The sequence below is a fragment of the Bacteroides sp. CAG:189 genome (genome assembly GCF_000432295.1).
Lineage (GTDB): Bacteria > Bacteroidota > Bacteroidia > Bacteroidales > Bacteroidaceae > Bacteroides > Bacteroides salyersiae.
Genome location: NZ_HF991121.1, coordinates 114,528 through 141,032 on the forward strand (window position 1 = coordinate 114,528; position 26,505 = coordinate 141,032).

Genomic DNA, 26,505 nt, shown 5'->3' on the forward strand with positions numbered 1-26,505 from the left:
AAGTCATCTGTTTTGTTAATAACTGGATGACGAAACTGCTGGGTATTCTCTTCTTAGCGTGCAAATATACATATTTATATTAAATAACAGAGTGCTTTTTTACTCACTTGCAGAAGATTAAGATTTGTAAACGCGTGAAGCGGATGTCAGATTGAATCGGGCTAAGTTGGCGGTAAACGTTCTTTTTCTTACTTTTGTGCTGAATTATATAGACTAAGGAGGTCATTATGGAAAATAGACGGCCATTGATTCTCATCTCTAATGATGACGGCATCATGGCAAAAGGTATTAGTGAACTGATAAAATTTCTCCGTCCATTGGGGGAAATTGTAGTAATGGCGCCTGATGCGCCCCGTTCCGGAAGCGGATGTGCGATTACTGTAACGCAACCGGTACATTATCAGTTGCTTCGTAAAGATGTGGGATTGACTGTATATAAATGTTCCGGTACACCGTCCGATTGTATAAAACTGGCTTGGAACACGGTACTCGAACGAAAACCGGATCTTGTTGTCGGTGGCATTAACCATGGCGATAATTCGGCTACGAATGTTCATTATTCCGGTACGATGGGAGTAGTTATCGAAGGATGTCTGAATGGTATTCCGTCTATTGGCTTTTCTCTTTGCAGTCATGATCCCGGTGCAAACTTTGAACCTGCCGGTCCATATATTCGTCAGATAGCTGCTATGGTACTGGAAAAAGGGTTGCCTCCGTTAACTTGTCTTAATGTGAATTTCCCCGATGTGGCAGAACTTAAAGGTATTAAGATTTGCGAGCAGGCAAAGGGGAGATGGACGAATGAATGGGAGCCTTGTCCGCGTAAAGGTGATGACAATTATTTTTGGTTGATAGGGGAGTTCAAGGACGACGAACCGGAAAACGAGAAAAACGATCATTGGGCACTTGCCAATGGGTATGTTGCCATTACCCCTACCGTAGTAGATGTGACGGCTTATGGCTTTATGAACGAACTAAGCAAATGGTTTGAATAATGAAATATTACCTCATTGTCGGTGAAGCTTCCGGAGATTTGCACGCTTCTCATTTGATGGCGGCACTAAAAGAAGAAGATCCTTCTGCGGAATTCCGTTTTTTCGGTGGCGATTTAATGGCTGCCGTCGGCGGGACGATGGTGAAACATTATAAGGAACTCGCATACATGGGGTTTATTCCTGTTCTGCTTCATCTGCGTACTATTTTTGCCAACATGAAACGTTGCAAAGAAGACATACGTTCATGGAATCCGGATACTGTTATTCTTGTGGACTATCCGGGATTTAATTTGAATATTGCTAAATTCGTTCATTCTCATACCCGGATTCCCGTATACTATTATATCTCGCCAAAGATTTGGGCTTGGAAAGAGTACCGCATTAAGAATATTAAACGGGATGTTAACGAACTTTTTTCAATCCTTCCTTTTGAGGTTGATTTTTTTGAAAAAAAGCATAAGTATCCTATACACTATGTGGGTAATCCTACTGTAGATGAAGTGACAGCTTTTAGCGCAGCACATTCAAAAGATTTTTCTACTTTTATCAGAGATAATAATCTCGAGGATAAACCGGTTATTGCTCTTCTTGCCGGAAGCCGGAAGCAGGAGATAAAAGACAATCTGCCCCGTATGCTGGAGGCAGCAGCGGCTTTTCCGGATTATCAGATGATATTGGCTGGTGCTCCCTCTATTTCTCCCGACTATTATCGGCAATATATCGGTGATGCGAATGTGAAAATTATTTTTGATCAAACGTATCGTTTGTTACAACATTCGGAAGCTGCTTTGGTAACTTCCGGTACGGCTACATTGGAGACTGCACTTTTCCGGGTTCCGCAGGTCGTTTGTTATTACTTGACTTGTGGTAAGTTTGTTTCTTTTTTGCGGCGGCATGTATTGAAGGTAAAATATATATCTCTTGTTAATTTGATTGCCGGTCGTGAGGTTGTTAAAGAATTAGTGGCAGATACTATGACGGTTGAAAATATACAAGTAGAACTTGCACGCCTTCTCTCTAATGAGAAGTGTCGTCAGAAGATACTGAAAGAATATGAACATATGGCCCGGTTGCTCGGGCCGGCCGGTGCTCCCCGGCATGCAGCCCGTGAAATGGTGAAATTGCTTAAAAAATAGAATCTGTTTTGATAATAAACGTGAAGCCGGTGCAGTAAAAGCCCGGCTTTTTTATTTATCAGATAGAAATAAAAGAAAGGAACACCTATATGAAAAAGTTAAATTGTTTTTTAGTAGCAATGTTGTTTCTGCTGATGCCGGCATTACAATCGTGTGATGACAATGATGGATATTCTATCGGGCAGTTTGGTGGTAGCTGGGCTACAGTTCGTGTTTTGAGTGGTAATACTTATTATTTAGATTCTGATTATTATGGGACGCTTTGGCCGGCAGCCAGCAATGTTTATGGTTTCAGGCCTGTGGATGGTCAAAGATTGGCTGTTCTTTTTAATCCTTTATATGATAATTTTGATAACTATGATTTGGCTGTCAAGGTAGAGAATGTTTTTCCTATTTTAACGAAACAGGTAGAAACTTTGACCGCAGAAAACGAGGAGGAAATAGGAAATGATCCGGTAACTATTTTAAAAGATAGGATATGGATTGCCAATGGTTATCTGAATGTTGTATTCAGGCAGGACAAACCTGTATATACGCCTCATCTCGTGAGTTTAGTGCATAATACATTGGAGGTGCCCGAAGAGGATGATTATGTTCATCTTGAATTCCGTTATAATACGTATGGCGATCTTTCCGGAAGATGGGGAGACGGAGCTGTTTCGTTTAATTTGAATTCCATTGATTTTGAGGGAAAGAAAGGACTGAAACTAAAACTGAACTCTGCAGTGAATGATGAAGTGGAAATTACATTTAATATAAAAGAAACGATGTCAGCTCCGGAAGCCGTGTTGAATTTAGATTATAGTGAGCTGGAAGCCGATAAGGTGAAATAAAGTCTTATGTGTCTTTCAACTAAAACGGGCCTGTCTTTGCTGTTGGAGATAGGCCCGTTTCTTTATAATTTTATTAAATTAAATCCATGTCAATGCATACAGATAGACTACTGCTGCCGGAATAGCCATTAGTGCACTGTCGAAGCGGTCGAGCATGCCACCGTGTCCCGGCAGGATAGCTCCCGAATCTTTAATATGAAGTTGACGTTTCAGTAAAGACTCGGTGAGATCGCCCCATGTTCCGAAAATGACAACAATCAGTGCTAACCCGGCCCATTCTGCCATATTCATAATAGGAAAATAGTGAGCGAATATGAAAGAAGAACCGATCGCTACTATGCCTCCCCCAATAGAACCTTCCCATGACTTTTTAGGAGAGATACGCTCGAAAAGACGATGTCTGCCGATTAAGGATCCCACACAATAAGCGCCTGTATCACTCAGCCATATAAAAACAAAGACAGACAATGGAAGTATCGGGTTATAACTGACACTTGTATCCATTGGGCTGGTGTGAAATGAAAGTACATTCAACATGGCGAAAGGTAAGGCGATATAAAGTTGGCTTAGCATGGAATAAGCCCAATTCATTACCGGATTTTCTTTCTTTAGATATAATTCGCTAATCATCAAATACATGATTAAAAGCAAATAGGGAAGGAAAATCTTAGAACCGGACAGATTGGTACAAAATGCCATGACCGCCATGTATAGGTAGACTCCGGCCAACATAGTGATATTCTTATTGATACTCACCCCTTCAACCTGATTGATCAAGTGCCCGAATTCACGTATTGTCAAGGCGCTGATCACGACGAAGAGCGCACTGAAAGTCCATGGATCGTAGAGTATACACCCTACCAATACCCCAACGAACAGTATGCCGGTAATTGCTCTCTGTAAAAAGTTGCTTTTCAAAGTACTTCGATTTTAGTTTTGCGGCTCAACTTCTGCCGATGATTCGCCAGTAGCCGGTTTTGATTCATTCTTTTCTTCTTCATTTACTTTTTGAGCAAGTGCTTTTTCTGCATCCGCAGCATCTTTGCTCTCTTTGGCAGCCATAATCTCTTCCGAACGGGAAGCCCATGGACGTTTACCGAATATCCGTTCGACATCTTCTGCAAAGATAACTTCTTTGTCGATCAATAACTGAGCCAATTCGTTATGCCCTTCTTTATGTTCGGAAAGGATTCGTTTGGCTCGTTCATATTGCTCGTTTACCATCTTTTTCACTTCTTCATCAATCAGTTCGGCTGTTTTTTCGCTATATGGGCGGTTGAAAGAATATTCCTCATTGTTATAATAGCATAAATTGGGCAACTTCTCACTCATTCCCAGATAAGCGATCATACCGTATGCCTGTTTGGTAACCCGTTCCAAATCGTTCATGGCTCCAGTGGATATTCTGCCTAAGAACAGGTCTTCTGCAGCCCGTCCTCCCAACGTGGCACACATTTCGTCAAGCATCTGTTCCTTCGTGGTAATTTGGCGCTCTTCCGGTAGATACCAGGCTGCACCCAATGCGCGACCGCGTGGTACGATTGTGACTTTAATCAATGGGTTGGCATATTCGAGCAACCAGGAAATAGAAGCGTGACCGGCTTCGTGTAAGGCGATTGACCGGCGTTCTGCTTCGGTTGTTATTTTAGTTTTCTTTTCCAAACCACCGATGATACGGTCTACGGCATCCAGAAAATCTTGTTTGCCTACAAACTTCTTACCGTGACGGGCAGCGATCAAGGCAGCTTCATTACAAACATTAGCTATGTCGGCTCCGGAAAATCCGGGAGTTTGGCGTGCCAATAAGTCTACATCCACTGTGTCGTCTATCTTTATAGGCCGTAAGTGTACGCCGAATACCTCTTTACGTTCATTTAAATCGGGTAAATCTACATGGATTTGGCGGTCAAAACGTCCGGCACGCAAGAGTGCTTTATCTAATACGTCTACCCGGTTGGTTGCTGCAAGAATGATAACACCACTGTTGGAACCGAAACCGTCCATTTCTGTCAGCAACTGGTTCAATGTATTTTCGCGTTCATCATTGCCGCCCATAGCAGGATTTTTCCCACGGGCACGCCCTACTGCATCGATTTCATCGATAAATATGATACAAGGGGCTTTTTCTTTTGCTTGGCGGAAAAGGTCGCGTACACGTGATGCGCCTACACCTACAAACATTTCAACAAAATCTGAACCGGCCAGAGAGAAAAACGGTACATTGGCTTCACCGGCTACAGCTTTAGCCAGTAATGTTTTTCCCGTTCCCGGAGGCCCTACGAGTAATGCTCCTTTAGGAATTTTACCTCCCAAGTCAGTGTATTTCTGTGGTTGTTTTAAGAATTCTACAATCTCTTCTACTTCCTGCTTGGCTTCGGCAAGCCCGGCTACGTCTTTGAATGTAATTTTGATGGCACTTCCTTTCTCGAACAGTTGTGCTTTGGATTTTCCTACATTGAAAACACCGCCACCGCCACCACCGGCTCCACCGCTCATTCGGCGCATAAAGAATATCCATAAAGCTATCAGGAAGATGATAGGCAGAAAATTTATCAGAATAGAATTGAATAAATTATTCTTTTTATCATAACTGATGGAACCGTCGAAATGACCTTCTTTCTTTTCTGCATCAATGAAGTTTCCGAGACTTTCCCGGGTTGGTGCTTCTGTTACAATCATCGGGTTCTTTCCAACACGATTCGAATCTTGTTTGAATACTTGGCCTACAAACTGAGGTTTGATATATACTTCGACCGAACTGTCGTCATATCCAACTACTTTGTTGACGTATCCGTCTCGAACATATTGTTGGAATTCGTCGTAAGGAACCTGTTTACTTACTGTGCCGCCTTGATTGCTCCACCATAGTCCTAAAAGCATCAAAGCAATAATCATATACATCCAGTTCAAATTGAACTTTGGCATATTCACTTTATTAGGTTTTTTGTTGTTATCGTCCATATTGAAAAATTAGTCAATGTCGGGAATTGTTGTTAATTTGGCATCAGCCCAGAGATTTTCCAAGTTGTAGAAGTTTCTTATTTCCGGTAAGAATACATGCACTAATACGTCAGAATAGTCCATCGCTACCCATTCTGCATTGCGTAGTCCGTCTACACCATAAGGTTTAGCATCTGCTCCTTTTCGGGCAGAATCTTTAATTGAATCGACAATAGCACTCACCTGACTGGGAGAGTTTCCTTGACAGATTACAAAATATTTGCATATGGTATCGTCAATATTAGTCAGATCGGCTATCACTATGTTCTTACCTTTTTTTTCTTGAATTCCTTCTGTAATTTTTTCGATTAATAATTTCGTTTCGTTCATTTATCAATTGAAATTTAATAGTCAATGTTTTTTGTTTTTCTTTTTATAACAAGAACACTTCGTTCTTTGTTTTTTATCATACCAACATGATATATTTTACAAATATACGCTGAATTCTTGTATCAAAGAAAGTTATGTCGTAAAACTCTTCTTTTTTTGTGTTTTTTAGGGATGTATCTTTTTGTTTAAGGGGAGAAATGGAGGATTTTTGCAAAAAAAATGCCGAAAATGTTTGCGGTTCTCAAATTCTTTGTATCTTTGCACCCGCAAACGAACAACAAGTGGTTGGACGTTGAAAAATAAGTATTGGGCTATGGTGTAATGGTAACACTACAGATTCTGGTCCTGTCATTTCTGGTTCGAGTCCAGATAGCCCAACAACACTACATCAATTACAGATAAAAAGCCGCTAAAATTGCATTTTTAGCGGCTTTTTTGTGTCCGATAGCAATGCGGCCGAAAAAAGATAACAACGATTCGATGATCCACATTTTCGGTGGCAGGTATTGAGATAATATGCTAATGTGTCAATATACCAATTGGCTGCACTGTGTACTGCATGGCATTGGCATATTGACACATTATTAAATCGTTACTCTTCTTCTTTAATCGATTCGTCGATTACTTTTATTTTCTGCAGAACCAGTTCCAAGTCGGCTTTTAGTTTCTCTACCTTTCGGTTAAGTTCTGTAAGCAGACTGTTTCCTTTTTTAGATGCAGAAGTTAAAAAGCCAAGGTTGTTCTCATAAGTCTGGAGTTCGCTCTTCATGTTCTCATAAGCACGAACGAGCTTTTCGCGTTCTCTGTATAAAGTTTGTGAACCTCCACTCTGAATGTTGCTGATGTTTGACTTGAAGTTACTGAGTTTTCTGTTGGACGCACTGATATTGAAACGTTCAAATAACTGGTCGACTAAGCTATGGTATTGCTTATACAATTTGTCTTTCTCTTTAAATGGAACATGACCTATTGTACCCCATTCTTTCATCAGTTCACGAACTTGTTTGCTCGCTTCTTCCGTATCTATGGACTCGTCGATAGCGCTTAACCGGGTGATAATTTCTTTTTTCTTCTCCATGTTTTCCAGTTCGACCGAACGTTGTGAAGAAGTGGCTTTATTTTTTTGTTCAAAGAAATAATCACAAGCTGAAATAAAACGTTTCCATATGGTATCCGAATGTTTTTTGGGAACCGGGCCGATTGTTTTCCATTCTTTTTGGAGTTTGGTCAGCGTATCGGCGGTTGCTTTCCAATCTGTACTTTCTTTTAAGCTTTCTGCCTTTTCACAAAGAGCCTTTTTCTTTTCCAGATTTTCATTCATACCCTCTTTCAAAGTTTTGAAGAATTCTCCTTTTTTCTTGAAGAAATCATCACAAGCGTGACGGAAACGCTCGAATATTTTTACATTCATCTTTTGCGGGGCAAAACCGATTGTTTTCCACTTGGTTTGCAGGGCAATAACTTCCTGGGTTTTGTTTTCCCACGCGGAGAATGTTTTCAGTTCATCATATTCTATTGATTCTACAATCTCGCAAATCACTGTTTTTTGATCAAGATTATGTTGTTCCGCTTCTTTCAACGCCTCAAAGTGCTGCTGGTGGCGACGATTGACGACTGTGGATGCCGCTTTAAAACGGTTCCAAACCTCGTCACGCAATTCTTTGGCAACCGGACCCGTATCACGGAATTCCTGATGCAACTTTTGCAGTTGATGGAAAGCGGATATGACATCTTCTTCATCGGCCAATTTTTCGGCTGCTTCGCAAAGACGATTTTTTATTTCAAGATTCTTTTTGAAGTCATATTCGCGGAATTCGTTGTTTAGCTTCAATATGTCATAGAACTTTTCTACATACAACTGGTAACTTTTCCAAAGTTCGTTGACTTTAGCTTGCGGAATCAGTTTCGTTTCGTTCCATTGTTGTTGAAGCTTCTTGAATTCTGTATATGATTTGTTGGCATCGTCAGGTGATTCTACCAATTCTTTCAGTTCTTCAATGATTGAAAGTTTGATTTGCAGATTTTCTTCTTTTTGTCTTTCCAACTCGGCCATTTGTGCGCTTCTCTTTTCCTTGATAATGGCCATTACATTTTTGAACTCTTCTTCTATCGCATCGCTTTGTGGTGCGTAGTCTTCTTCGGAGCCGCCATTGTCAATGAATTGTTTTTTAGCTGCTTCCAATTCGGCATTATGAAATTTGTAAAAGCTTTGTTTCAAGCTGTCCAATTCTTGCTTACCGGCACTTTCTGCATTCAAGGCAAGTTCTTTCATTCTCGCAAGCACTTCCTCTTTGGTGGTCAGACGAGATGTAGTTTCAACTTGTTCTTCAGCATTTGCTTCTTCAGTCGGAGTTTCTGTTATTGCTTCGGAAACCTCAACTGTTTTCTTTTCTTCTTCTAACTCCCCTTGATTCAAAGGTTGGTTAGTGTCATGAGAGTCCATCATTGTATATTCGTTTTAGGAAATTAGGATTTAAGTCCTTTTGTTACATTAGGTCACAAATTAATGAAATAAAACGATTACTTCATACTTTTTTGCCTGATTTTTTTTCATTTATTTTCTATTTAGGACAATAAAACAGTGATTCCCATATAAAGCATCATGCCGATGATGTCATTCGTGATGGCAATAAATGGTCCTGTGGCGATTGCCGGGTCTATTTTCAGCCTTTCAAGAGTCATCGGGACTAATGTGCCGAAAATAGAAGCAAACATGACTACTGCAAACAAACTGATGGATACAGAATAGGTCACGGTTGCCATGGCGCCAAAGCGGATGAAGTTATACGTGTACACTAATAAAGAGATGATGGTCGCATTGATTAATGCTACCACTGCCTCTTTAGCCACTTGTTTAAGTGTATTTTTGGAATCGAGCGAACTGTTGGCCAATCCTTGCACGATGAGCGCGGAAGATTGTGTTCCTACGTTTCCTCCCGTACCGCCGATAAGCGGGATGTAGAGAGCCATCTCCGGGTGTGCTGCAAAAGTCGCATCGAAATTGCCTAATATCATTGAATTGCCAATTCCTCCCAGCATGCCGATGATTAACCACGGAAGACGCGCCGTTGTTTGACGAAAGACATTATCGTCGGTTTCTACATCTTGCGAAAGACCGGAAGCCAATTGATAGTCGCGTTCCGACTGCTCGCGGACTTCGTCCATCACGTCGTCAACGGTGATTTGTCCGACGAGACGTCCTATACTGTCCAGTACGGGGATAGCAACAAGGTCATATTTCTCAATAATCTGAGCAACTTCATCAATAGGAGTATCTACGTGTACGGAGATCGGGTCTTTCTGCATCACGTGTTTTACTTTCGACACAGAAGGAGAGGTGATCATTTTTTTTAAGGGAAAGATACCGCGTAACCGTTCGTCGTCATCTATTACATATACATAATAAATCTCGTCCAACTCTTCGGCTTGCTGGCGCATCTCTTTCAAGCATTCCGGCATACTCCAGTTCTCATTGACGAGTACCATTTCCGTACCCATCAACCCACCGGCCGTATCTTCATCGTATTTCAAAAGGTCTACGATATCACCGGCCTGTTCTATATCTTCAATGTGCGAAAGAACCTCTTCCTGTTTTTCTTCGTCGAGTTCGCGCATCAGGTCTACGGCATCGTCCGTATCCATATAATCGACGAATCGTTTGGCTATGGTTTCCGAAGGTAGAATCTCAAGGAATTCTTTACGAACATCCTCATCCATTTCTACCAGTACGTCAGCGGCTGTTTCATTATCGAGCAACCGGTAGACAAAGCGGGCTTCTTCTGCGTTGAGGTCATTACACAACTCTGCTATGTCGGCCGGGTGCAGGTCAACAAGAAGCTCTTTTACTTTATCGGCATCTTTCAGCTCGATAAGTTGTTTGACGTTGTCTATGTATTCCTCGTTCATCTCCATAATTGCATCTCCAATTTTATGATTTACAATTTACGATCGAAAACTATTGTAATTTAATTCTCTTCTTAACGATCCATTGTTTTCAGTGCCTTTTCCACACTGTTTGTCAGGTTAATGAATTCTTGCACGGATAATTGTTCCGGACGTTTATTAAATAATGCATCTTCCGTCAATGGACATTCTTTACCTAAAATCGGTTTGATGGAATTGCGCAATGTTTTTCGGCGTTGGTTAAAGGTGGTTTTTACTACCTGTTTGAAAAGTTTTTCATTGCAGCCTAACTCGATGGTTTCATTACGTGTCATGCGTATTACGGCACTTTTTACCTTAGGTGGCGGATTGAATACGTGCTCGCTGACCGTAAAAAGGTATTCAACATGATACCAGGCCTGTATCAATACACTGAGGATGCCGTAAGTCTTGCTTCCGGGACCTGCGGCTATGCGTTCGGCCACTTCTTTCTGGATCATACCGGTACAGCAAGGTATCAGTTCCTTGTTTTCCAACATTTTGAAAAATATCTGGCTGGATATGTTGTAGGGATAATTTCCTGTCAGTACAAATGGCTCTCCGTTGAATACGCGATGCAGGTTCATTTTCAGAAAATCGTCTTCTATGATGCAGTCTTCCAAAGACGGATAAGCCTCACGAAGATAAGCCACTGATTCGTAATCTACCTCAACCACTTTTACCGGGCGCCCTTTCTTCACAAGAAATTGGGTAAGTACCCCCATTCCCGGACCGACCTCTAAGATAGGAAGCGCTGGAAACATATCAACTGTATCGGCAATGTCCTGTGCTACTTTGAGATCTTTCAGGAAGTGCTGTCCGAGAAACTTTTTAGGCTTTACTAATTTCATTTATCAACTAAATGGTTACTTTTGCAGTCGACAAAGGTAATTCTTTTACTTGAAGAATTAAGAATTAAGAATGAATAAACTAATAAAAAAGACTCTGAAACTTATTTTACCATTGGTTTTGGGAGGCTTTATCCTGTTTTGGGTCTATCGTGACTTTGATTTTGCGAAAGCAGGCTATGTATTGTTGCATGGTGTAAACTGGTGGTGGATGCTCTTTTCGTTAGCATTCGGAGTGTTCAGCCATATTATTCGTGGTTGGCGCTGGAAAATGACTTTGGAGCCGTTGGGGGCTTTTCCGAAAACCGGTGATTGTGTCAATGCGATCTTTGTCTCTTATGCCGCCAATCTTGTGTTGCCTCGTGTCGGAGAAATCTCCCGTTGTGGAGTATTGGCCAAATACGATGATATTTCTTTTACAAAATCTTTGGGTACGGTAGTTACGGAGCGTTTGGTCGATGTCGTATGTATGGTATTTATTACCGGGACTACTTTTTTGTTGCAAATGCCTGTGTTTCTTTCCTTTTTTAAAGAGACCGGAACAAAGATTCCGTCTATTGTGCATTTGTTGACATCCGTATGGTTTTATATTGTGTTGTTTTGTATTATCGGTGTTATTGCTCTTCTTTATTATTTAATGCGGGCATTGTCTTTTTTCGAAAAGGTGAAAGGAATTGTTTTTAATGTGTACGAAGGAGTGATGTCTTTGAAAAATGTGAAGAATATTCCTCTGTTTGTTTTATATACTGTTCTTATCTGGTTGTGCTATTTCCTGCATTTTTACATTACATTCTATTGTTTCGGATTTACCGAGCATTTAGGTGCTATGGCAGCGTTAGTCATGTTTGCTGCCGGTACGTTCGCTGTTGTTGTCCCCACTCCTAATGGTGCGGGACCGTGGCACTTTGCCGTTATTTCCATGATGGTGCTTTATGGAGTAAATGTGGTGGATGCCGGAATATTTGCCTTGATTGTACACGGAATTCAAACCTTTTTAGTAGCTTTGTTGGGAATATATGGTTTGGCGGCTTTGTCGCTTACCAATAGACAACGAAAATAAGAACCTAATAAAATGATTCGTTATGAGCACAATTCTCTCTTTAGCTCCACAAAATGTGTGGAAGCACTTCTATTCATTAACTCAGATTCCGCGTCCATCGGGACATATGGAAAAGATAACTGAGTTTCTTCTTGACTTCGGAAAAAATCTGGGACTGGAATCATTCGTAGACGAAGCCGGTAATGTTATTATCCGTAAACCTGCCACTCCGGGCATGGAAAACCGTAAAGGTGTAATTTTGCAGGCACATATGGATATGGTTCCTCAGAAGAACAATGATACTGCACACGATTTTGAGAAAGATCCTATCGAAACTTATATAGACGGTGATTGGGTGAAAGCCAAAGGCACTACTTTAGGAGCCGACAACGGATTGGGAGTAGCCGCTATTATGGCAGTACTGGAATCCAAGGATTTGAAACATGGTCCGTTGGAAGCTCTTATTACAAAAGATGAGGAAACCGGTATGTACGGTGCTTTTGGTTTGAAACCGGGAACATTGAACGGAGAAATACTGTTGAATCTCGATTCGGAAGACGAAGGAGAACTTTATATCGGTTGCGCAGGCGGTATGGATGTTACAGCTACGCTTGAGTATAAGGAAGTAGAGCCGGAAGAGGGCGATATTGCCGTTAAGGTGACACTGAAAGGATTACGCGGAGGACATTCCGGATTGGAAATCAATGAGGGACGTGCCAATGCCAATAAACTGTTGGTTCGTTTCGTTCGTGAGGCCGTGGCAAGCTATGAAGCCCGTTTGGCAAGTTGGGAAGGTGGGAATATGCGCAATGCCATTCCTCGTGAGGCGTCGGCGGTAGTTACTATTCCTGCAGAAAATGAAGAGGAGTTATTGGGATTGGTGAAGTATTGCGAAGACCTGTTCAATGAAGAATATTCGGCTATCGAAACCCCGATCAGTTTTAAAGCCGAACGGGTAGATGTACCTAAGGGAGAAGTCCCCGAAGAAATTCAAGACAATCTGATCGATGCGATCTTTGCTTGTCAGAATGGGGTGATGCGTATGATTCCTACTATTCCCGATACAGTAGAAACTTCTTCCAATCTGGCTATCATTGTGATTGGAAATGGCAAGGCGGAAATTAAAATATTGGCTCGCAGTTCCAGTGACAGTATGAAAGAATACCTTACTACCAGTCTTGAATGTTGTTTCTCTATGGCGGGTATGAAGGTAGAAATGACCGGTGGATATTCCGGTTGGCAGCCTGATATCAATTCTCCGATTTTGCATGCGATGAAAGAATCTTATAAGAAACAGTTTGGTGTAGAACCGGCTGTGAAAGTGATTCATGCAGGGTTGGAATGTGGTATCATCGGTGCTATTATTCCGGGATTGGATATGATTTCTTTCGGTCCTACTTTGCGTTCACCGCATTCACCGGATGAACGCGCTCTGATTCCTACCGTACAGAAGTTCTATGATTTTCTGGTGGCCACATTGGAACAAACTCCGGAAAAGTAATATTTTAATCGATATACTTGAAAGCGTGCATTCGCTTCCTGTGAAATTAAAGAATCCTGCCCGTTATTTTATGGGTGGGATTTTTTGTTTTTCTGTCTTTTACCGTGCCTTTCTGTCAGTGACTGTTTTGTCATGTTTTTCAAATACGTTATGATGATTTCTTCGTTTTATTGATGCAGATCAATAAATATGCTATAAAACATGTTTTTTCTTCATTTTTCGATATAACGTATTCGAATAGGTCTTATTTTTGTGTTGTAAAACATGTTTTTAGGATAAAAAAGTTTTTAGGTAACAAGATTGAAAGGAGACTTAATTATGAAAAAGGTAAAGAAGTTTTTTAGAAAATTAAGCGATGCTGACGCTAACATTTGGGGATATGTTATGACACATCCTTTCTAACGGTTTTCAGTAGAAGTATTAGTTTATTAAATGTTTAAAGCAATGAAAAGAACGATTCTTAAGTTTATGGCCAAGTACCTCAGCGAGGTGGGCCGTAATGAAATGATGAAATGGGGATACACGAATGAAAAGTGATTCTTTTATGTATCTATTCAGTAATGGCAAATGTGATCGGGAAATACAACAACTGTGTTTCCCGATTTTTTTATGCAATTACTATAAGAGTTTGTTGGTGGAATAGCGTTAAATGATTTACTTTGTACCTGATATAAAAGGCATTTGCATGAAAAAAATATTGAAATACCTGAGTAGCCCATATCCTCTCTTTTACCAACGGTGGAAGGTAGCATTGATTTCATGTGGCATTGTGTTTTTTATTCTGCTCTTATTTCAGCCGTTTGGTATATCGGCTATTTCTCATAACAAATTGGGCATTCTCTTGGGCTATATGGTGGTAACCGGCCTGTTTCTTTGTATTCCTGTCTATTTGCTTCCGTTTTTGTTTCCTGACTTTTACGAAGATGAGCGTTGGACGGTAGGGAAGCATCTGTTGAATAACCTGTTTATTTTCTTTTTTATAGCTGTCGGGCTTTGGTTGTATTCCGATTGGATATTTGGTTGGGGATTGCGTTGGGATATTTTTTGTAGTTTTCTGGCTTCGACTGTTGTTGTCGGTATTTTCCCTACTGCTTTTTTTGTGATGTTGAATCGAAATCGTTTTTTGGCTTCTCATCTTCAAGAAGCAATGGAAATGAATCAATATCTTCAGAAGGCGGAAAGTATTCCAAATTGTAATCGGATGGAAAACGGGAAGGAGTATATTGTATTTTCCGGAGGAACGAAAGAATCGTTTGAACTAATAGCCAGTGATTTGCTTTATGTGGAGGCAGAAGGAAATTATGTGAAGATTGTTTATCGGAAGAATGAGAAGTGTACACAGAAAATGCTGCGAGCCACTATGAAACAAGTAGAAGAAGTAAGCAGACCTTTTTCTTATATTGTCAAATCTCATCGGGCTTTTTTAGTCAACTTGTGTGCTGTATCTAAAGTAAGCGGAAATTCACAAGGATATCGCCTGTTTCTTTATGATTGCGAAGATAGCATACCTGTATCGCGGGCATATAGTAAAGAGGTTAAAATGTTGATAGAGAAAATGAATAACAGATAACCATTCATCACAAAATGATGCTGCTCGTCACAGCACATCTGTCGTTTGTCACATATCCGGGCTGTCTGTCCCGGATATTTTTTTCCTTTCATTGTTTCCTTTATGTTTGCCATCGTAAACGTTAGCAAACAGAAAAATGAAAAAGTTATTTTGGATATTCATTGCAAGTCCGGTTTTGTTTTCTGCCCGGATATGGGCGCAGGAAACTGTAAAAGATACTGTATTTCTTATTCCTTTTGCAGATACCGTATTGTTGGATGAAGTTGTGGTCAAGGCTCACAAAACGATACCGATGAATAACCGGTGGAGTAATCTTCAACCGGTTGATCTGGTAACGGTAGCCGGTGCAAACGGTAATCTGTATAAGGCATTGGAAACACTTCCGGGTACGCAGATTCAAGGAGAGAGCGGGCGGTTGCTGGTACGTGGCGGAAGTAGTGATGAGACACAGACTTATATCGATGGGATGCATGTTTTGAATCCTTATACCTCAACGGCTGAAAATACTCCTGCCAGAGGGCGTTATTCACCTTTTATGTTTAGTGGCATTAATCTTTCCACAGGCGGGCATTCGCAGGAATATGGTGAAGCTTTGTCGGCTGTACTTCCTTTGGAAACGAAGGATAATAGCCGGATTAATAAAGTGGGAATCAGTCCGTCTACCGTTGGCATAGGAGGTGGAGGTAATCATGCTTTTAGAAATGCTTCGCTTGCTTTGAATCTCGATTATCAGAATTTAGCGCTTTATAATAAAGTATATCCGGGCCGAATCGACTTTAAGAAGCCCTATCAGATGTTTTCCGGAGCGACCCAGTTTCGCTATACTCCTTCCGGATCATCCGTTTTCAAGATATATGTCGGATATGATCGTACGGATTATTCCAATTATACGGATAACAACCGGTATCTGTTTTGCTTGGGAGAAAACAATGTTTATTTGAACTCGACTTTCCGGACTGCTATTTCCGGAGGGTGGGAATGGTTTTCCGGAATGGCTTATTCTCTTTTTGACCGAAAGGTAGACGGAGCTGTTACCGAAGGCGATCATTGGTGTGAAAAACAGGCCGAGCTTCATTTCAAAACTAAACTTTCTAAAAAGTTTCATCCTACTTTTCGGATGGATGTAGGTTTTGAATCCTTTCTTCGTTGGTATGAAACCCGATATTCTCAAGTGTCTGTTGCCGATACTAAAGAAATCTCTCCAACAATAGAAGCCGTTTTTGGAACTGTTTCCTATTATCCGGTTGAAAATTTGAAGGCGGAGCTTTCTTTTCGGACAGAATATGCCTCATTGGCCCGGAAAATTAATTTTTCACCTCGTTTGTCGTTCTCTTATTCGTGGTGTGATCTTGTACTTTCGGCTACGGCAGGGCGGTATACACAGTTGCCGAACGCCAAATACTTAGCTCAGCAGCCCTCCTTATTGTCCGAAGCATGCCGGCAGTACAATGTAGGAGGTTTATATAAGGCGGCAGGGCGTTTTTATAAAGCAGAATTCTATTACAAAAAGTATGATCGGCTGGTACTTTACACTCCTGCCGGTCTCACTTCCGGTGGATATGGAAGCAGTAAAGGGGTGGATCTGTATTTTGAGGATCGTTCGTTAATGAGAAATCTGGAATGTAATCTTTCTTATTCTTTTAATCTTTCTCAGAGGAAATATTTGGAATATACAGAATTGACCACTCCTCAGTATGCTACCCGGCACAACGCATCACTGGTGTTGAAGTACAGCCTGACAAAGTTACGCACCATTGTCGCTTTGACCGAACGCTTTGCAAGTGGACGTCCCTATCATAATCCCGTTAGGTCCGGATTGATGAATGATGAGACGAAACCTTATAATAGCCTCGATTTAGGATTTACTTTTCTGGCAACAAAGAAGATGATCATCCATGCTTCCGCCACCAATGTTCTTTGTCGGAAAAATGAATTCGGGCGGATCGATGGAAAGCCCTTGTTAGCTTCCAGCGACCATTTCTTCTATTTGGGTGTCTTTATCACCTTAGGAAAAAAAGCCGCTTATGATGTTTCTAATTTTTAAATACAATGTAATTATGAGAACAATTTTGATTTCTTTGGTTTTGTTATTTATGAGTGTAATGGGGAATGCCCAGAGTTTGACCTTGAAAATAGGGGGAATAGAAAATGCAGAAGGATTTCTTTATGTAGGAATTTATAGTTCTGAAGAGTCGTTTATGAAAAAGCCTGTTTATGGATTCCGGGTAGAAGTGAAAGATACGTTGGTTACCGTCCCTTGCAAAGGCTTACCCTCCGGTGCTTATGCCATTTCTGTTTTTCAGGATGCGAATGGCAATGGTGTGTTGGATACCGGCTCTTTTGGCCGTCCGACTGAGAAGTTCGGTTTTAGTAATAATGCCGAAGGTGTCATGGGGCCGCCCGCTTACAAGAAATGTGTGTTTGAATTTAAGCAAGATGCTGAGATACTGATTCTGCTGAAATAAGTATTGTGCATTGTTTTGTCCGGGTAGCTATATAAAAGCAATTTTAGCTATTGTTTCGTGACTTGTAAGAGTATATACTTATGTGTGTGTTAAAGGTATACTTTTGCATATTAAGAGTGTATACTTTTAATATGCAAAAGTATACACTCTTATAAACGGGGAAATAAATTGTTAAGCAAACGGGTTAACAGTGTTAATTCTTATAAGTTATAGAACTTGTCGAGCAGTTTCTTTTTGTATATTTTGCTCACTTTTAGCTCTGTGACGGTATTAAAAGGATATAGCATAATGCAAGTACTATCTTGTATCATACTGAGGTAATTTATATTAATGATATAAGTTTTATGTATCTGGATGAACTCGGCGCCATAGTTTAAAATAACTTCTGCTGTCGTATTGTGTTTTAAAATCACATGTCGGAAATCATCCAAGATGATTTCCCATAACTTACGTTCAGAATTATATCGGAAATATCCGATGTTCTGCGGTCTTAATATAACTTTATCATTTGTGATGGTCGTGATTAACAATGGTTTGTCTATCGGATAGTGCGGAGGAAGGACGGGCGGAAGTTTTGTGTTCTTTTTATTTAAATAGTAGCGATTCATGGCTAACAATAAATCGTCTTTGCTGACTGGTTTTAACAGGAAATCAAATGCCTGCATACGGAGTGCCTGCAACATGTATTTCTCGTAAGATGTATAAAATATGGTACTCATTTCCCAATCAATTTTAGGACGTAATGCTGCCAAAAACTCCAGGCCATTGATTCCCGGCAGTTCGATGTCAAGGAAAATTAGTTGAGGCTTATGTTTTAGAATGGCTTGTTCACCATCGTGACTGTTGAATGCGGTGGCTATGACATTTACATCCTGATAAGCTTTCAATTCGTTAGTCAGAACCGTCACGGATGGTTTGTCATCATCAATAATGATAACTTTTGTTGGGACACTCATGAGTTATTTCAGTTTATATTAAAATTATAATTATTGGGAATAATAAGTTGAGCGCAACATCCGGTTTCTCCCTTTGCATCCCGGTATTCTGTTAAATTGTAGCTCATCTGTTGTTTATTCCGCTCATTTAGTAATTGGATTGTTTGTGATACGACCCGTAAACCGGTTTGGGTTTTATGGTCTCTGTTCTGTAAGTTTAGAGGTTTACCGTTGTTGCGAACCTCAATATAGATGTCATTCTCTTTTTTGAATATATGTAATATTAATTTCTTTTCCATCCGGGCATCTATCTCGGCCGGTATGTCTTTCAGTCCATGTTTAATGGCATTTTCAACAAAAATCTGAATCATCATGGAGGGCAGTGTCACGTGTTCCGGTTCTATTCCTTCTTCCAAGATCGTTTCATATCTGAAATTTTCTCCCAAAGCTTCTCCTTCTATCTGGACATAAAGTTGTATAAAGTCCATTTCCTCTTTCAGGGATGTGCAGAATACATTGGCGAGGTTTTGCCCTTGTCGCAGCAAGTTGACTAATACATGAAGTTGTGTCGGCTTTCCTTGTTGCTGTGCCAGCAGTTCATGATTTAGAGCGTTGTATATGAAATGAGGTGTTATTCTGTTGCGTATATTTTCCATACGCAGTTCTACAATCCGGTGCAGCATTTGTTCTTCCTTGAATCTCATCTGCTTACGTCGGTAATAATATAATAGCACGAGTAATATCAGTATAGAAACGGATATGGCAAGCCATGTGTAAGTTTGTAAAAGTTGTGTTTCTTTTTCTCCGATATATAATTTCTGATTAAGAATTGTTGCGTCTCTTTCATAGCGCATTTGCAGATCGGCAGTTCTCATTCTTACTCGATCATCTCTCAGTGAATCATTCAATTCATTATATGCTTTTTGGTATTGAAATGCTTTTTTCCAGTCCGCTTGTTCGGTATAATATCTTTGTAAGAAATCTAACCTGGCTAAGATATGGTCGGGCTTAGTTCCTTCGGGGAGTGGATGCTTTTGTATGAGTTGCTCCGCTTGTTTATAATCTTTTTTTTGCATAGCCAATTCCATCTGTTGTGTATAGAGGTAGGGTAGAACAGTTTCGCTTTGCATCTTTTGGAAAAAAGCAATATTGTCGAAAAGTAAGCTGTCCGCATTTTGGGGCTGATTCAGTTTGAGATATACGTCAACTATATTGCTATGGCATATATATTTTTCCCATTCAAGTTCTGGGTGCGCACGTAAAAAAGTGTCTGTTTGCAGGAATGTATTTAGGCAATTGAGATAATCCTTTTGGTAGTAATAATCATTTCCTCTATTGGTTAAATAATTAAATTTTTCGTGTGTCATCATAAGTTCCCATAATTCCAGACTTTTATCCAACCATATTTTGCTTTGCTTAAAATCGTGAAGGGTCGTATAGGTTGCTGCAAGTCCTCCATATAAAGGAACATAATTATCTTTAGCTGTATGAGCAGAATCGGCTAAATAGATAGCCTTTTTATAATAGAAAGCGCTTTGTGCCAATTCACCTTTTTGTCTGTAGGCATCTGCCAGGTTGTTAAGACATAATATTTGTTGCTCAAAGTCCGGTTCTTGCTCCGCTACTTTACAGGCCTCTATGTTATAATAGACTAATGAATCCGGGTCTAAGTAAAATTGTGAATAGTAGGCTGCTTTGGTCTGCAGGCATTTTATGTGCATCTGATTTCGCCGGGAAGTAGCTGGTTGTCTGGATAAATAGTCCATTGTCTGAGCCAGATTATTAAGCATGGAATCCGGTTGTGACATGTAGAATAAGAGTATGACGTCATATAAGACAAAGTCATAATAATCGTCACTGTCTTTTGCCACATTTTTTCCTTTCAGAATGGCTTCTTTAGCAAAATTCACGTTGAAAGTTCTAATAGAATCGTGAATTTCTTGTTTGAGCATTTTTATTTCTGCTTGTTCATCAGGTGATGTCACACCTGTGTTTTTATGTCTCTGGCAGGCACCTGCCAATGTTGAGAGTGCGATAATAAATAAAGTTATTAGAATATATATACTTTTCATTAATAGTAGCTTTTGTTAGACTTTTATACGCTGTTTGAGTGCGAATTTATAAAATTTATTCCTTATAATTTCATTAACCCTGATTTATTATGTAGAATTGGAGACTTGTTATCCGGAATTTTCGACCTGTTGATTGTTCGTTTCGTCATTTCATGATAAAAAGTCGGGATGTGTAAATTATGTGTGTAAGGGCATTTTATACCGGACTTTTCCTTTTTGGAGGTATTCCTGTTTTTAATATTACTAAGTTGTTCCTTTTTAAGTACTACTTTCTGTTCATCAAAATTATTAATTTCTTAAATGTAAGAATACATGTTCTTGCACGCAGAGAATTTATTTTTTTTATTTTCGTTACAATTAGTAGACATTTCCATTTTTTATGTTTATGCAGTTTGTTATATCTTATGGATATCAGTTTTGTTCTTCGGTGAGAAACATCTTGTTCCTCGTAGAGCAACGTCCCGATTATCGTAGAGAAACCAATCGAATCTCGTAGAGAAAATAATGATTAATATAACATGTTGAAATTCAGTTGTTTGTATATGTATGGTAATGTTGGATGTTTTTGATGTTTAAACCACCTTTTTATCTGTCTTTTTATCATTAATGTGTATCTGAAATCACGACATTTCTGTTGGCCGATTTATTGGCGATAATATTTGTTATTATGAAAAAGTGCTTCATAAAAAGATAAAAAAAGAATGCCTGTAGCTTTCTGGTTTGGGCGTTTTAATATTTTGACGATATATAAGCATAATCTTTCATTATTTTCAATATTCTGTTTCTGAAAAAAAAGTCCTGTTATCGTATATTTTAGTTCTGTTATTATTTATTTTCATCTTCTTATCTGATAAAGTAAAAAAAAGAGGTTTGTTGGTGGTAGATGCAATGTCTATATTTGAAGCAATTAAGTACTTTTTGAGGAATATTTTAATTTATAGAATACGATCATGAAACAAACTATTTTTCAGAGAAGTTTCCTACCTTTTACTTGTTGCTTATTTTTGTTTATTGCTAATGGCAGTGACATGCAAGCTCAAAAAAGAGTATCTGTCAACCCTATTGTAAGTCCTTCCATTAAGAATGTAGGATGGAGAGATTATAACACAACTATCGAAACTCCATTTTATCTGGAAGACTCCGGTGTAAATAAGTTAACGGCAAATTTGAGGGAAAAGGAGTTGATTTCTGTGCTACCTTCCAGTTATTGTGTAATTTCTAAATTTCAGAAGCGTTCCAATTCCAGTATGATGACATTTAATTTAGAAGCAAAATTGCAAAAGGGGAATTCTCTCATGTTTGATGCTGCTACTAATGTATATGTTATAATAGAGGAGAAAAAGAATTGTGCATTACCTTCCGGAAGACTTTCTCTTGCACAAGGGAGAGTGGTAAAAGGCCGTATCAGTATTCCGTTTACAGGTAGTCTGTCCGGGCGTAGTCAAGCAACTCTTTGTGTGGAAATAGGTTCGGATATCCACAAATTTGAGTTAACGGGGAAAACCGATAGTAAAGTTCAGGAACTGGCTGTTTTGCCTTATAATCCGGTATGGACAGAAAAACCAAAACAAGAAATCCCGCAAGATGATAAAAAGCAGGAGAAGATTGTGGCCGTAGCGGTTAAAAAGGCAGAAGACGTCACTAAAGATATTAAAACTGAATTAAAAGAAGATTTATCAAAAACAATAGCCGATTTACGTGCAAAAGATGAACTGTCGGAGAATACACAAGTCGATGTAAATGCAGAAGTAATGCCGGAAGTGAAGAAAGACGGTACGGTAGAGTATAATATGAAAGTTCGTTACGATGTACAAGTTGTTTCTGATTTTGTGAAAAAATTGAATATATCTCATACTACGGAAGATTGGCCTGCCGGTAAATATCGTCTGAAGGATTCACAGGCTGCACTTCAAACAGCCGGTATTATAAAAAGTACGGTAGAGTCTAAATTAGAAGAATATATTACTCCCGGAACGGAAGTTACAGTAAAGATTATTGGTGGTACCGATGGAACAAAGTTTAAAAATAGTGTTCCTTATGATGGTGCTTTTGGGAATATTAATGAAGCGGAGTGTTTTGTAAACGGAGCCTTTGCTTATGTGACGGTGACTCCCGAAACTGGAATAAGCAGTAATGAGCAATTGGCCTACCTTCGTACTTTGGATATTAAAAAATTTATGGAAAATCATATCGGGCAATTCCGGGTAGCAAATACGCATTATGAGCACTTTGCAGAAATAGCAGAAAATGTAGGTGCGCAGTATCGTAGAGTTGCGGTTGAAATTACGGTTCACAATGCTTTTAATAAAAAGTATCCGGAAATCGCTGCTTATAAAGAAAATGTCTACGAGCGAAATTCAGAAGTCGATAAGAATATTCCTGTAACATCGGTTAGTTCGAATGCTGTTGCAGTCATCATAGGTAATACGGAATATCAGGTTGCGACCGGTAAGCAAGGTACTACAAAAGTAGGGCCGGTAAAATATGCAGTAAACGATGCCAGTACTATGCGTGATTATCTGACACGGACATTGGGAGTGAACCAGAAGAATATTATTTTTAAAACTAATGCCGATAAAAAGGATTTTGATGATATTTTTGGAACAGATGACAAGGAAGGAGAAATTGCAGAGTTGGTGAAACGTACGGGTGCAAAAGAGGTCTATTTCTTTTATTCTGGTCATGGCTATCCTTTTATGGGTGAGCCTTATCTATTGGGAATACGTTCAAATCCCAAAAACTGTAAGGAGCAAGCCACTTCTTTACAGAGTATTTACCGTACATTAGGGGCTTTACCGGTCGAAAAGGTGAATGTGATAACTGATGCTTGTTTTTCCGGGCAAGAAATTTCAATGGAAGCTTCTGCCACCGAGTTTGCCCGGCGTCCGAAACCTGATAAACTTGCGAAATTCGTAATACTTTCGGCTGCAAGCGAAGAACAGTATGCCAATTGGTATAAAGATAAGAAACACGGACTGTTTTCTTATGTACTTTTTAAAGCTATGCAGGATAAGGAAAGATCCGATCTGAATGGGGATGGAGTACTTACATTTGATGAACTGTATAAATACTTGGCTGATAATCAGGAGTATGGGGTTCCTTATTTGGCGAAAGAACTGGAGGGGGAACAGGTTCGGCAGAATCCGGTTATTCAGGTTAGCGTTCGTGCTAAAGATGCATTTGTGAAGTATTAACCAAAATCGAGTATTAATTTACAATAATAAGAATAACAATGAAAAATATAAATAAAATAATCGGAATTATAGGATTGTTGTTTTGTGTGTTGCAGCCCATTTCGGCACAATTTAGGATGGGGATAGATTGGTCGTGTGGAATGCCTAAATCCTATTTTTACTCAACCCGCTATTACGATGATGAAGGCACTTATATGCCTACAGCACATGCCGGTTTTTCTTTTGAATACGTACTTCCACGGCATATAATGCCACTCTATCTGCCGCTTTCAATAAAAAGTGGAGTTTATTATGCTCATTATGAAGAGTTACCTTTGAATGAAGAATCGGAGAGTTATTATTATGGTGAATCTATATGGGGACAAGGTGTGGGGATTCCATTGGTCGGTGAAGTAAAATATCTGATTAATAATCATATACGTGTATATGCTAATGCTGGGGTAACGTTTAATGCTTTGTTTATAGATGATCCTTATTATAGCGGTTACGAAGGAGAAGAGGGAGGATGCCGTTTCAAAGTAGGAGGTACAACAGAGGCTGGTATTGAATTTCGTAATTTCCGAATCGGTTTTGGGTATCGTGGTTTGTTCTCCACTTTTTATGGTTATAAAAGTGATGGCGAGAAGAAAGCCGGCAGTGGTTTTGTCTCTATGGGATGGCGTTTTGGAGGTAACCGGCTGTTTAAGAAAAACTCTAAATTGAGTGTTTACTAATTAAATATTCAAGTAATGAAGAAAACGGCTGTTTTATTGATATTGTCATGGATTCAATATATTTATTCACCGGTGAGTGCCCAGGTCTTTCAGGGCACTCCACCGGCAGAATGGATTGAAGTATCAGGAGAAGCTTCTATAAAATTACCGCAAGAAGAAAAACTGGAGCACCAGGAATTGCTCCGTCTGGCTCAACAAACGGCAATTGAAAATCAGTTTGGCACATCTATTGTCTATGGAAATTTTATGAAGACTTACGAAAGTGAGTTGCAACATTATGAACATTTTGTGGATATGAAATCCCAGTTTGCTCAGGGAGTCTGGTGTAGTGATAAAACAGAACCCGTTTTCACTTCTCGGAAAACGGAAATATTAGGGGCGGACCGGAAAGGTAATTTTAAAAAGAAGATACCTGCTGTGGAATGGACTTGTGCGGTAAATGGTTATGCAAAACAGCTTCATCAGATATTACCCCGCTTTGAATTTAAAATACTGAATGATAAAAAGAATGTCGTAGTAGAGCAGAAAATCGGTTTGAATGGCAGTGAACTCATTGCAGGACAGGATTCTGTATTTCATCAAGGAGATTTGTTCATTACGCAATTCCGTAGTTCGAAATCCGGTCATTTGGCTCTTTTTATGGATAATGGGGAAAAAGCCCAACGCATGTTGCCTTATTATGCTTATGATAATGTGGACGACGTATCTGTCAAAGCAAATCAATGGTACTCATTCTTTGATATATCGGAACCTTCCGGATTTCCAAAAGAGAATATTGATGAACTGGAATTGATTACAGATCAAAAATACGATGTCATTCGCATTTACTATCTTTTTTCGGAAACTCCGTTTACAAAAGATTTTTTCTTTTCATCGGCTGATGACGAAGGTATTTCCCATCCTGAGTTACCGAAAGGATATAGCGAATTACCGTCGGTGACTTCACAACAGTTTGTTCAGTGGTTACAAGCCAATAGGATACGGAAAAAAGACTTGCAGATCAGCATAGTCGATTTAATAATAGATAATCATTAAGAAAATGAAATATGTAGGTTCTTTATTATTAGCTCTTTTCTTATGTCTATCGTTGCAAGCGCAAGACCAGGAAGAGGGCTTTTTCGTAGCACATCAATGTGCTACTTCGGCATCTTTGATGATTGCCAAACAGAAAGCATTACTCAACACCAAAGGTGAATTGGCTACTCAGATCAATGGAAAAATAACCAGTGTCAGCCAATCTTATCTGACGGAAGATTTGGGAAATGATGTATTGAAAGAGGAATTTATCAATGAAAGTAAAATAGCTGCTCAAGTTATTCTAAAGAATATAGCTATTGCGGAAGAAATTCCGGTGAAAGAGAAAGACGGTAGATATACTGTGCACATTACGCTTAAAGTGAGAGAGACAGATGTGTTGGATGCGATCCGTAAACATGTTATGGCAAATGAAAGACTACAGAAGGTTTTTAAAAAGGAGAAGTTTGACGAATTGTGGAATGAATAAAAATAAAGTAAAAAGTTTTTATTTAGGGATTCTTATACTGGTGTGTGCAAGTCATCCATATACCTTTTGGTTGGGAAGAGGATTTAACTTCTGAGTATACACAGCAGATAAAATATATCTGTCTCATATTTAGTAAAGGATGTATAAGGAATAATTTTTGTGATATTTTAAAATTTGAAAATGTCATAGAAAAAAGACTGACCGGTGATTTAAGAATTGAAGAACTCTATAAGACGAACGATTATAATTTGGAACAGTGTATGTTAAGAAATTATAACCACGTTTTAATAGATGATGATTATCAGATAAATACAGACGATATATAGAGTTCTTGAAGCTTGGAGAATATGGTAAACTGGCGGTTAAGACAGTAGTTTGGTCTTTACTAAATGTGAAAGTTCTTTTTATTCATATTGAACTAAAATGAGGTGATAGTTCGAACCTATTAG

20 protein-coding genes and 1 tRNA gene are annotated in these 26,505 nt (G+C 39.4%); 13 read left to right on the top strand and 8 right to left on the bottom strand.

What is annotated here, in order from left to right:
- The first annotated feature begins 227 nt into the window (after nt 1-227).
- From surE to QVP90_RS17680, 3 genes are all read left to right on the top strand, one after another.
- Nucleotides 228-995 carry a 5'/3'-nucleotidase SurE gene (gene surE / locus QVP90_RS17670; protein ID WP_021937160.1) on the top strand — a complete coding sequence of 256 codons (768 nt, stop codon included), beginning with the start codon at nt 228-230 and terminating at the stop codon, nt 993-995.
- Entirely contained in the window at nt 995-2,131 is a 1,137-nt protein-coding gene (lpxB, locus tag QVP90_RS17675; RefSeq protein WP_005925798.1) for a lipid-A-disaccharide synthase, read from the top strand. The genes surE and lpxB overlap by 1 nt, the downstream gene beginning before the upstream one ends.
- An 89-nt stretch (nt 2,132-2,220) precedes the next feature.
- Nucleotides 2,221-2,964, top strand: a complete 744-nt coding sequence (locus QVP90_RS17680) for a NigD1/NigD2 family lipoprotein (RefSeq protein ID WP_021937161.1) — start codon at nt 2,221-2,223, stop codon at nt 2,962-2,964.
- Between the two features lie 78 nt (nt 2,965-3,042).
- Here the strand turns inward: QVP90_RS17680 and QVP90_RS17685 are convergent, their stop codons facing one another.
- Genes QVP90_RS17685 through rsfS form a run of 3 tightly spaced genes read right to left on the bottom strand, consistent with a single transcriptional unit; the run spans nt 3,043 to nt 6,294 of the window.
- Nucleotides 3,043-3,882, bottom strand: coding sequence for a phosphatidate cytidylyltransferase (locus QVP90_RS17685; protein ID WP_007478731.1), 840 nt, complete (start codon nt 3,880-3,882; stop codon nt 3,043-3,045).
- Nucleotides 3,883-3,894: 12 nt separating this feature from the next.
- Nucleotides 3,895-5,925 carry an ATP-dependent zinc metalloprotease FtsH gene (gene ftsH, locus QVP90_RS17690; RefSeq protein ID WP_005925789.1) on the bottom strand — a complete coding sequence of 677 codons (2,031 nt, stop codon included), beginning with the start codon at nt 5,923-5,925 and terminating at the stop codon, nt 3,895-3,897.
- Nucleotides 5,926-5,934: 9 nt separating this feature from the next.
- On the bottom strand, nt 5,935-6,294 hold the full coding sequence (rsfS, locus tag QVP90_RS17695) for a ribosome silencing factor (RefSeq protein WP_005925786.1): 360 nt from the start codon (nt 6,292-6,294) through the stop codon (nt 5,935-5,937).
- A gap of 307 nt (nt 6,295-6,601) precedes the next feature.
- Between rsfS and QVP90_RS17700 the strand changes: the two genes are divergently transcribed.
- Nucleotides 6,602-6,672, top strand: a tRNA-Gln gene (locus QVP90_RS17700).
- 214 nt (nt 6,673-6,886) lie between these two features.
- Here the strand turns inward: QVP90_RS17700 and QVP90_RS17705 are convergent.
- The 3 genes from QVP90_RS17705 to rsmA all read right to left on the bottom strand — a co-directional run bounded on the left by QVP90_RS17705 (nt 6,887) and on the right by rsmA (nt 11,066).
- Entirely contained in the window at nt 6,887-8,740 is a 1,854-nt protein-coding gene (locus QVP90_RS17705) for a DUF349 domain-containing protein (RefSeq protein ID WP_005925783.1), read from the bottom strand.
- Between the two features lie 119 nt (nt 8,741-8,859).
- Nucleotides 8,860-10,200, bottom strand: coding sequence for a magnesium transporter (gene mgtE, locus QVP90_RS17710; RefSeq protein ID WP_221657147.1), 1,341 nt, complete (start codon nt 10,198-10,200; stop codon nt 8,860-8,862).
- 71 nt (nt 10,201-10,271) lie between these two features.
- On the bottom strand, nt 10,272-11,066 hold the full coding sequence (rsmA, locus tag QVP90_RS17715) for a 16S rRNA (adenine(1518)-N(6)/adenine(1519)-N(6))-dimethyltransferase RsmA (RefSeq protein WP_005925778.1): 795 nt from the start codon (nt 11,064-11,066) through the stop codon (nt 10,272-10,274).
- A gap of 70 nt (nt 11,067-11,136) precedes the next feature.
- Here rsmA and QVP90_RS17720 point away from each other — a divergent pair, with 70 nt between their 5' ends.
- The 5 genes from QVP90_RS17720 to QVP90_RS17740 all read left to right on the top strand — a co-directional run bounded on the left by QVP90_RS17720 (nt 11,137) and on the right by QVP90_RS17740 (nt 17,638).
- Complete coding sequence (locus tag QVP90_RS17720; protein WP_021937163.1) at nt 11,137-12,123, top strand: lysylphosphatidylglycerol synthase transmembrane domain-containing protein; 987 nt, start codon at nt 11,137-11,139, stop codon at nt 12,121-12,123.
- Between the two features lie 22 nt (nt 12,124-12,145).
- Nucleotides 12,146-13,603: an aminoacyl-histidine dipeptidase gene (locus QVP90_RS17725; RefSeq protein WP_007478729.1), complete on the top strand. Its 1,458-nt coding sequence runs from the start codon at nt 12,146-12,148 to the stop codon at nt 13,601-13,603.
- Between the two features lie 685 nt (nt 13,604-14,288).
- A complete protein-coding gene (locus QVP90_RS17730; protein WP_005925772.1) occupies nt 14,289-15,173 on the top strand; it encodes a LytR/AlgR family response regulator transcription factor in 885 nt (294 codons plus the stop codon).
- A gap of 136 nt (nt 15,174-15,309) precedes the next feature.
- Nucleotides 15,310-17,217 (top strand): TonB-dependent receptor plug domain-containing protein, encoded by a 1,908-nt coding sequence (locus QVP90_RS17735; protein ID WP_021937164.1) that lies wholly within the window; start codon nt 15,310-15,312, stop codon nt 17,215-17,217.
- Between the two features lie 13 nt (nt 17,218-17,230).
- Nucleotides 17,231-17,638, top strand: a complete 408-nt coding sequence (locus QVP90_RS17740) for a DUF2141 domain-containing protein (protein WP_005925768.1) — start codon at nt 17,231-17,233, stop codon at nt 17,636-17,638.
- 200 nt (nt 17,639-17,838) lie between these two features.
- On the opposite strand, the gene QVP90_RS17745 is transcribed toward QVP90_RS17740, so the two are convergent.
- Nucleotides 17,839-18,594 carry a LytR/AlgR family response regulator transcription factor gene (locus QVP90_RS17745; RefSeq protein ID WP_005925767.1) on the bottom strand — a complete coding sequence of 252 codons (756 nt, stop codon included), beginning with the start codon at nt 18,592-18,594 and terminating at the stop codon, nt 17,839-17,841.
- 8 nt (nt 18,595-18,602) lie between these two features.
- Entirely contained in the window at nt 18,603-20,645 is a 2,043-nt protein-coding gene (locus tag QVP90_RS17750) for a histidine kinase (protein WP_021937165.1), read from the bottom strand.
- 950 nt (nt 20,646-21,595) lie between these two features.
- Here QVP90_RS17750 and QVP90_RS17755 point away from each other — a divergent pair.
- From QVP90_RS17755 to QVP90_RS17770, 4 genes are read left to right on the top strand one after another with little or no spacing between them, the layout of a single operon-like run.
- A complete protein-coding gene (locus QVP90_RS17755; protein WP_005925761.1) occupies nt 21,596-23,839 on the top strand; it encodes a caspase family protein in 2,244 nt (747 codons plus the stop codon).
- A 38-nt stretch (nt 23,840-23,877) separates the two neighbouring features.
- Nucleotides 23,878-24,552 carry a hypothetical protein gene (locus QVP90_RS17760; RefSeq protein WP_005925758.1) on the top strand — a complete coding sequence of 225 codons (675 nt, stop codon included), beginning with the start codon at nt 23,878-23,880 and terminating at the stop codon, nt 24,550-24,552.
- 15 nt (nt 24,553-24,567) lie between these two features.
- Nucleotides 24,568-25,587: a hypothetical protein gene (locus tag QVP90_RS17765; protein ID WP_007478724.1), complete on the top strand. Its 1,020-nt coding sequence runs from the start codon at nt 24,568-24,570 to the stop codon at nt 25,585-25,587.
- A 4-nt stretch (nt 25,588-25,591) separates the two neighbouring features.
- On the top strand, nt 25,592-26,056 hold the full coding sequence (locus QVP90_RS17770; RefSeq protein ID WP_021937166.1) for a hypothetical protein: 465 nt from the start codon (nt 25,592-25,594) through the stop codon (nt 26,054-26,056).
- The last annotated feature ends 449 nt before the right edge of the window (nt 26,057-26,505 follow it).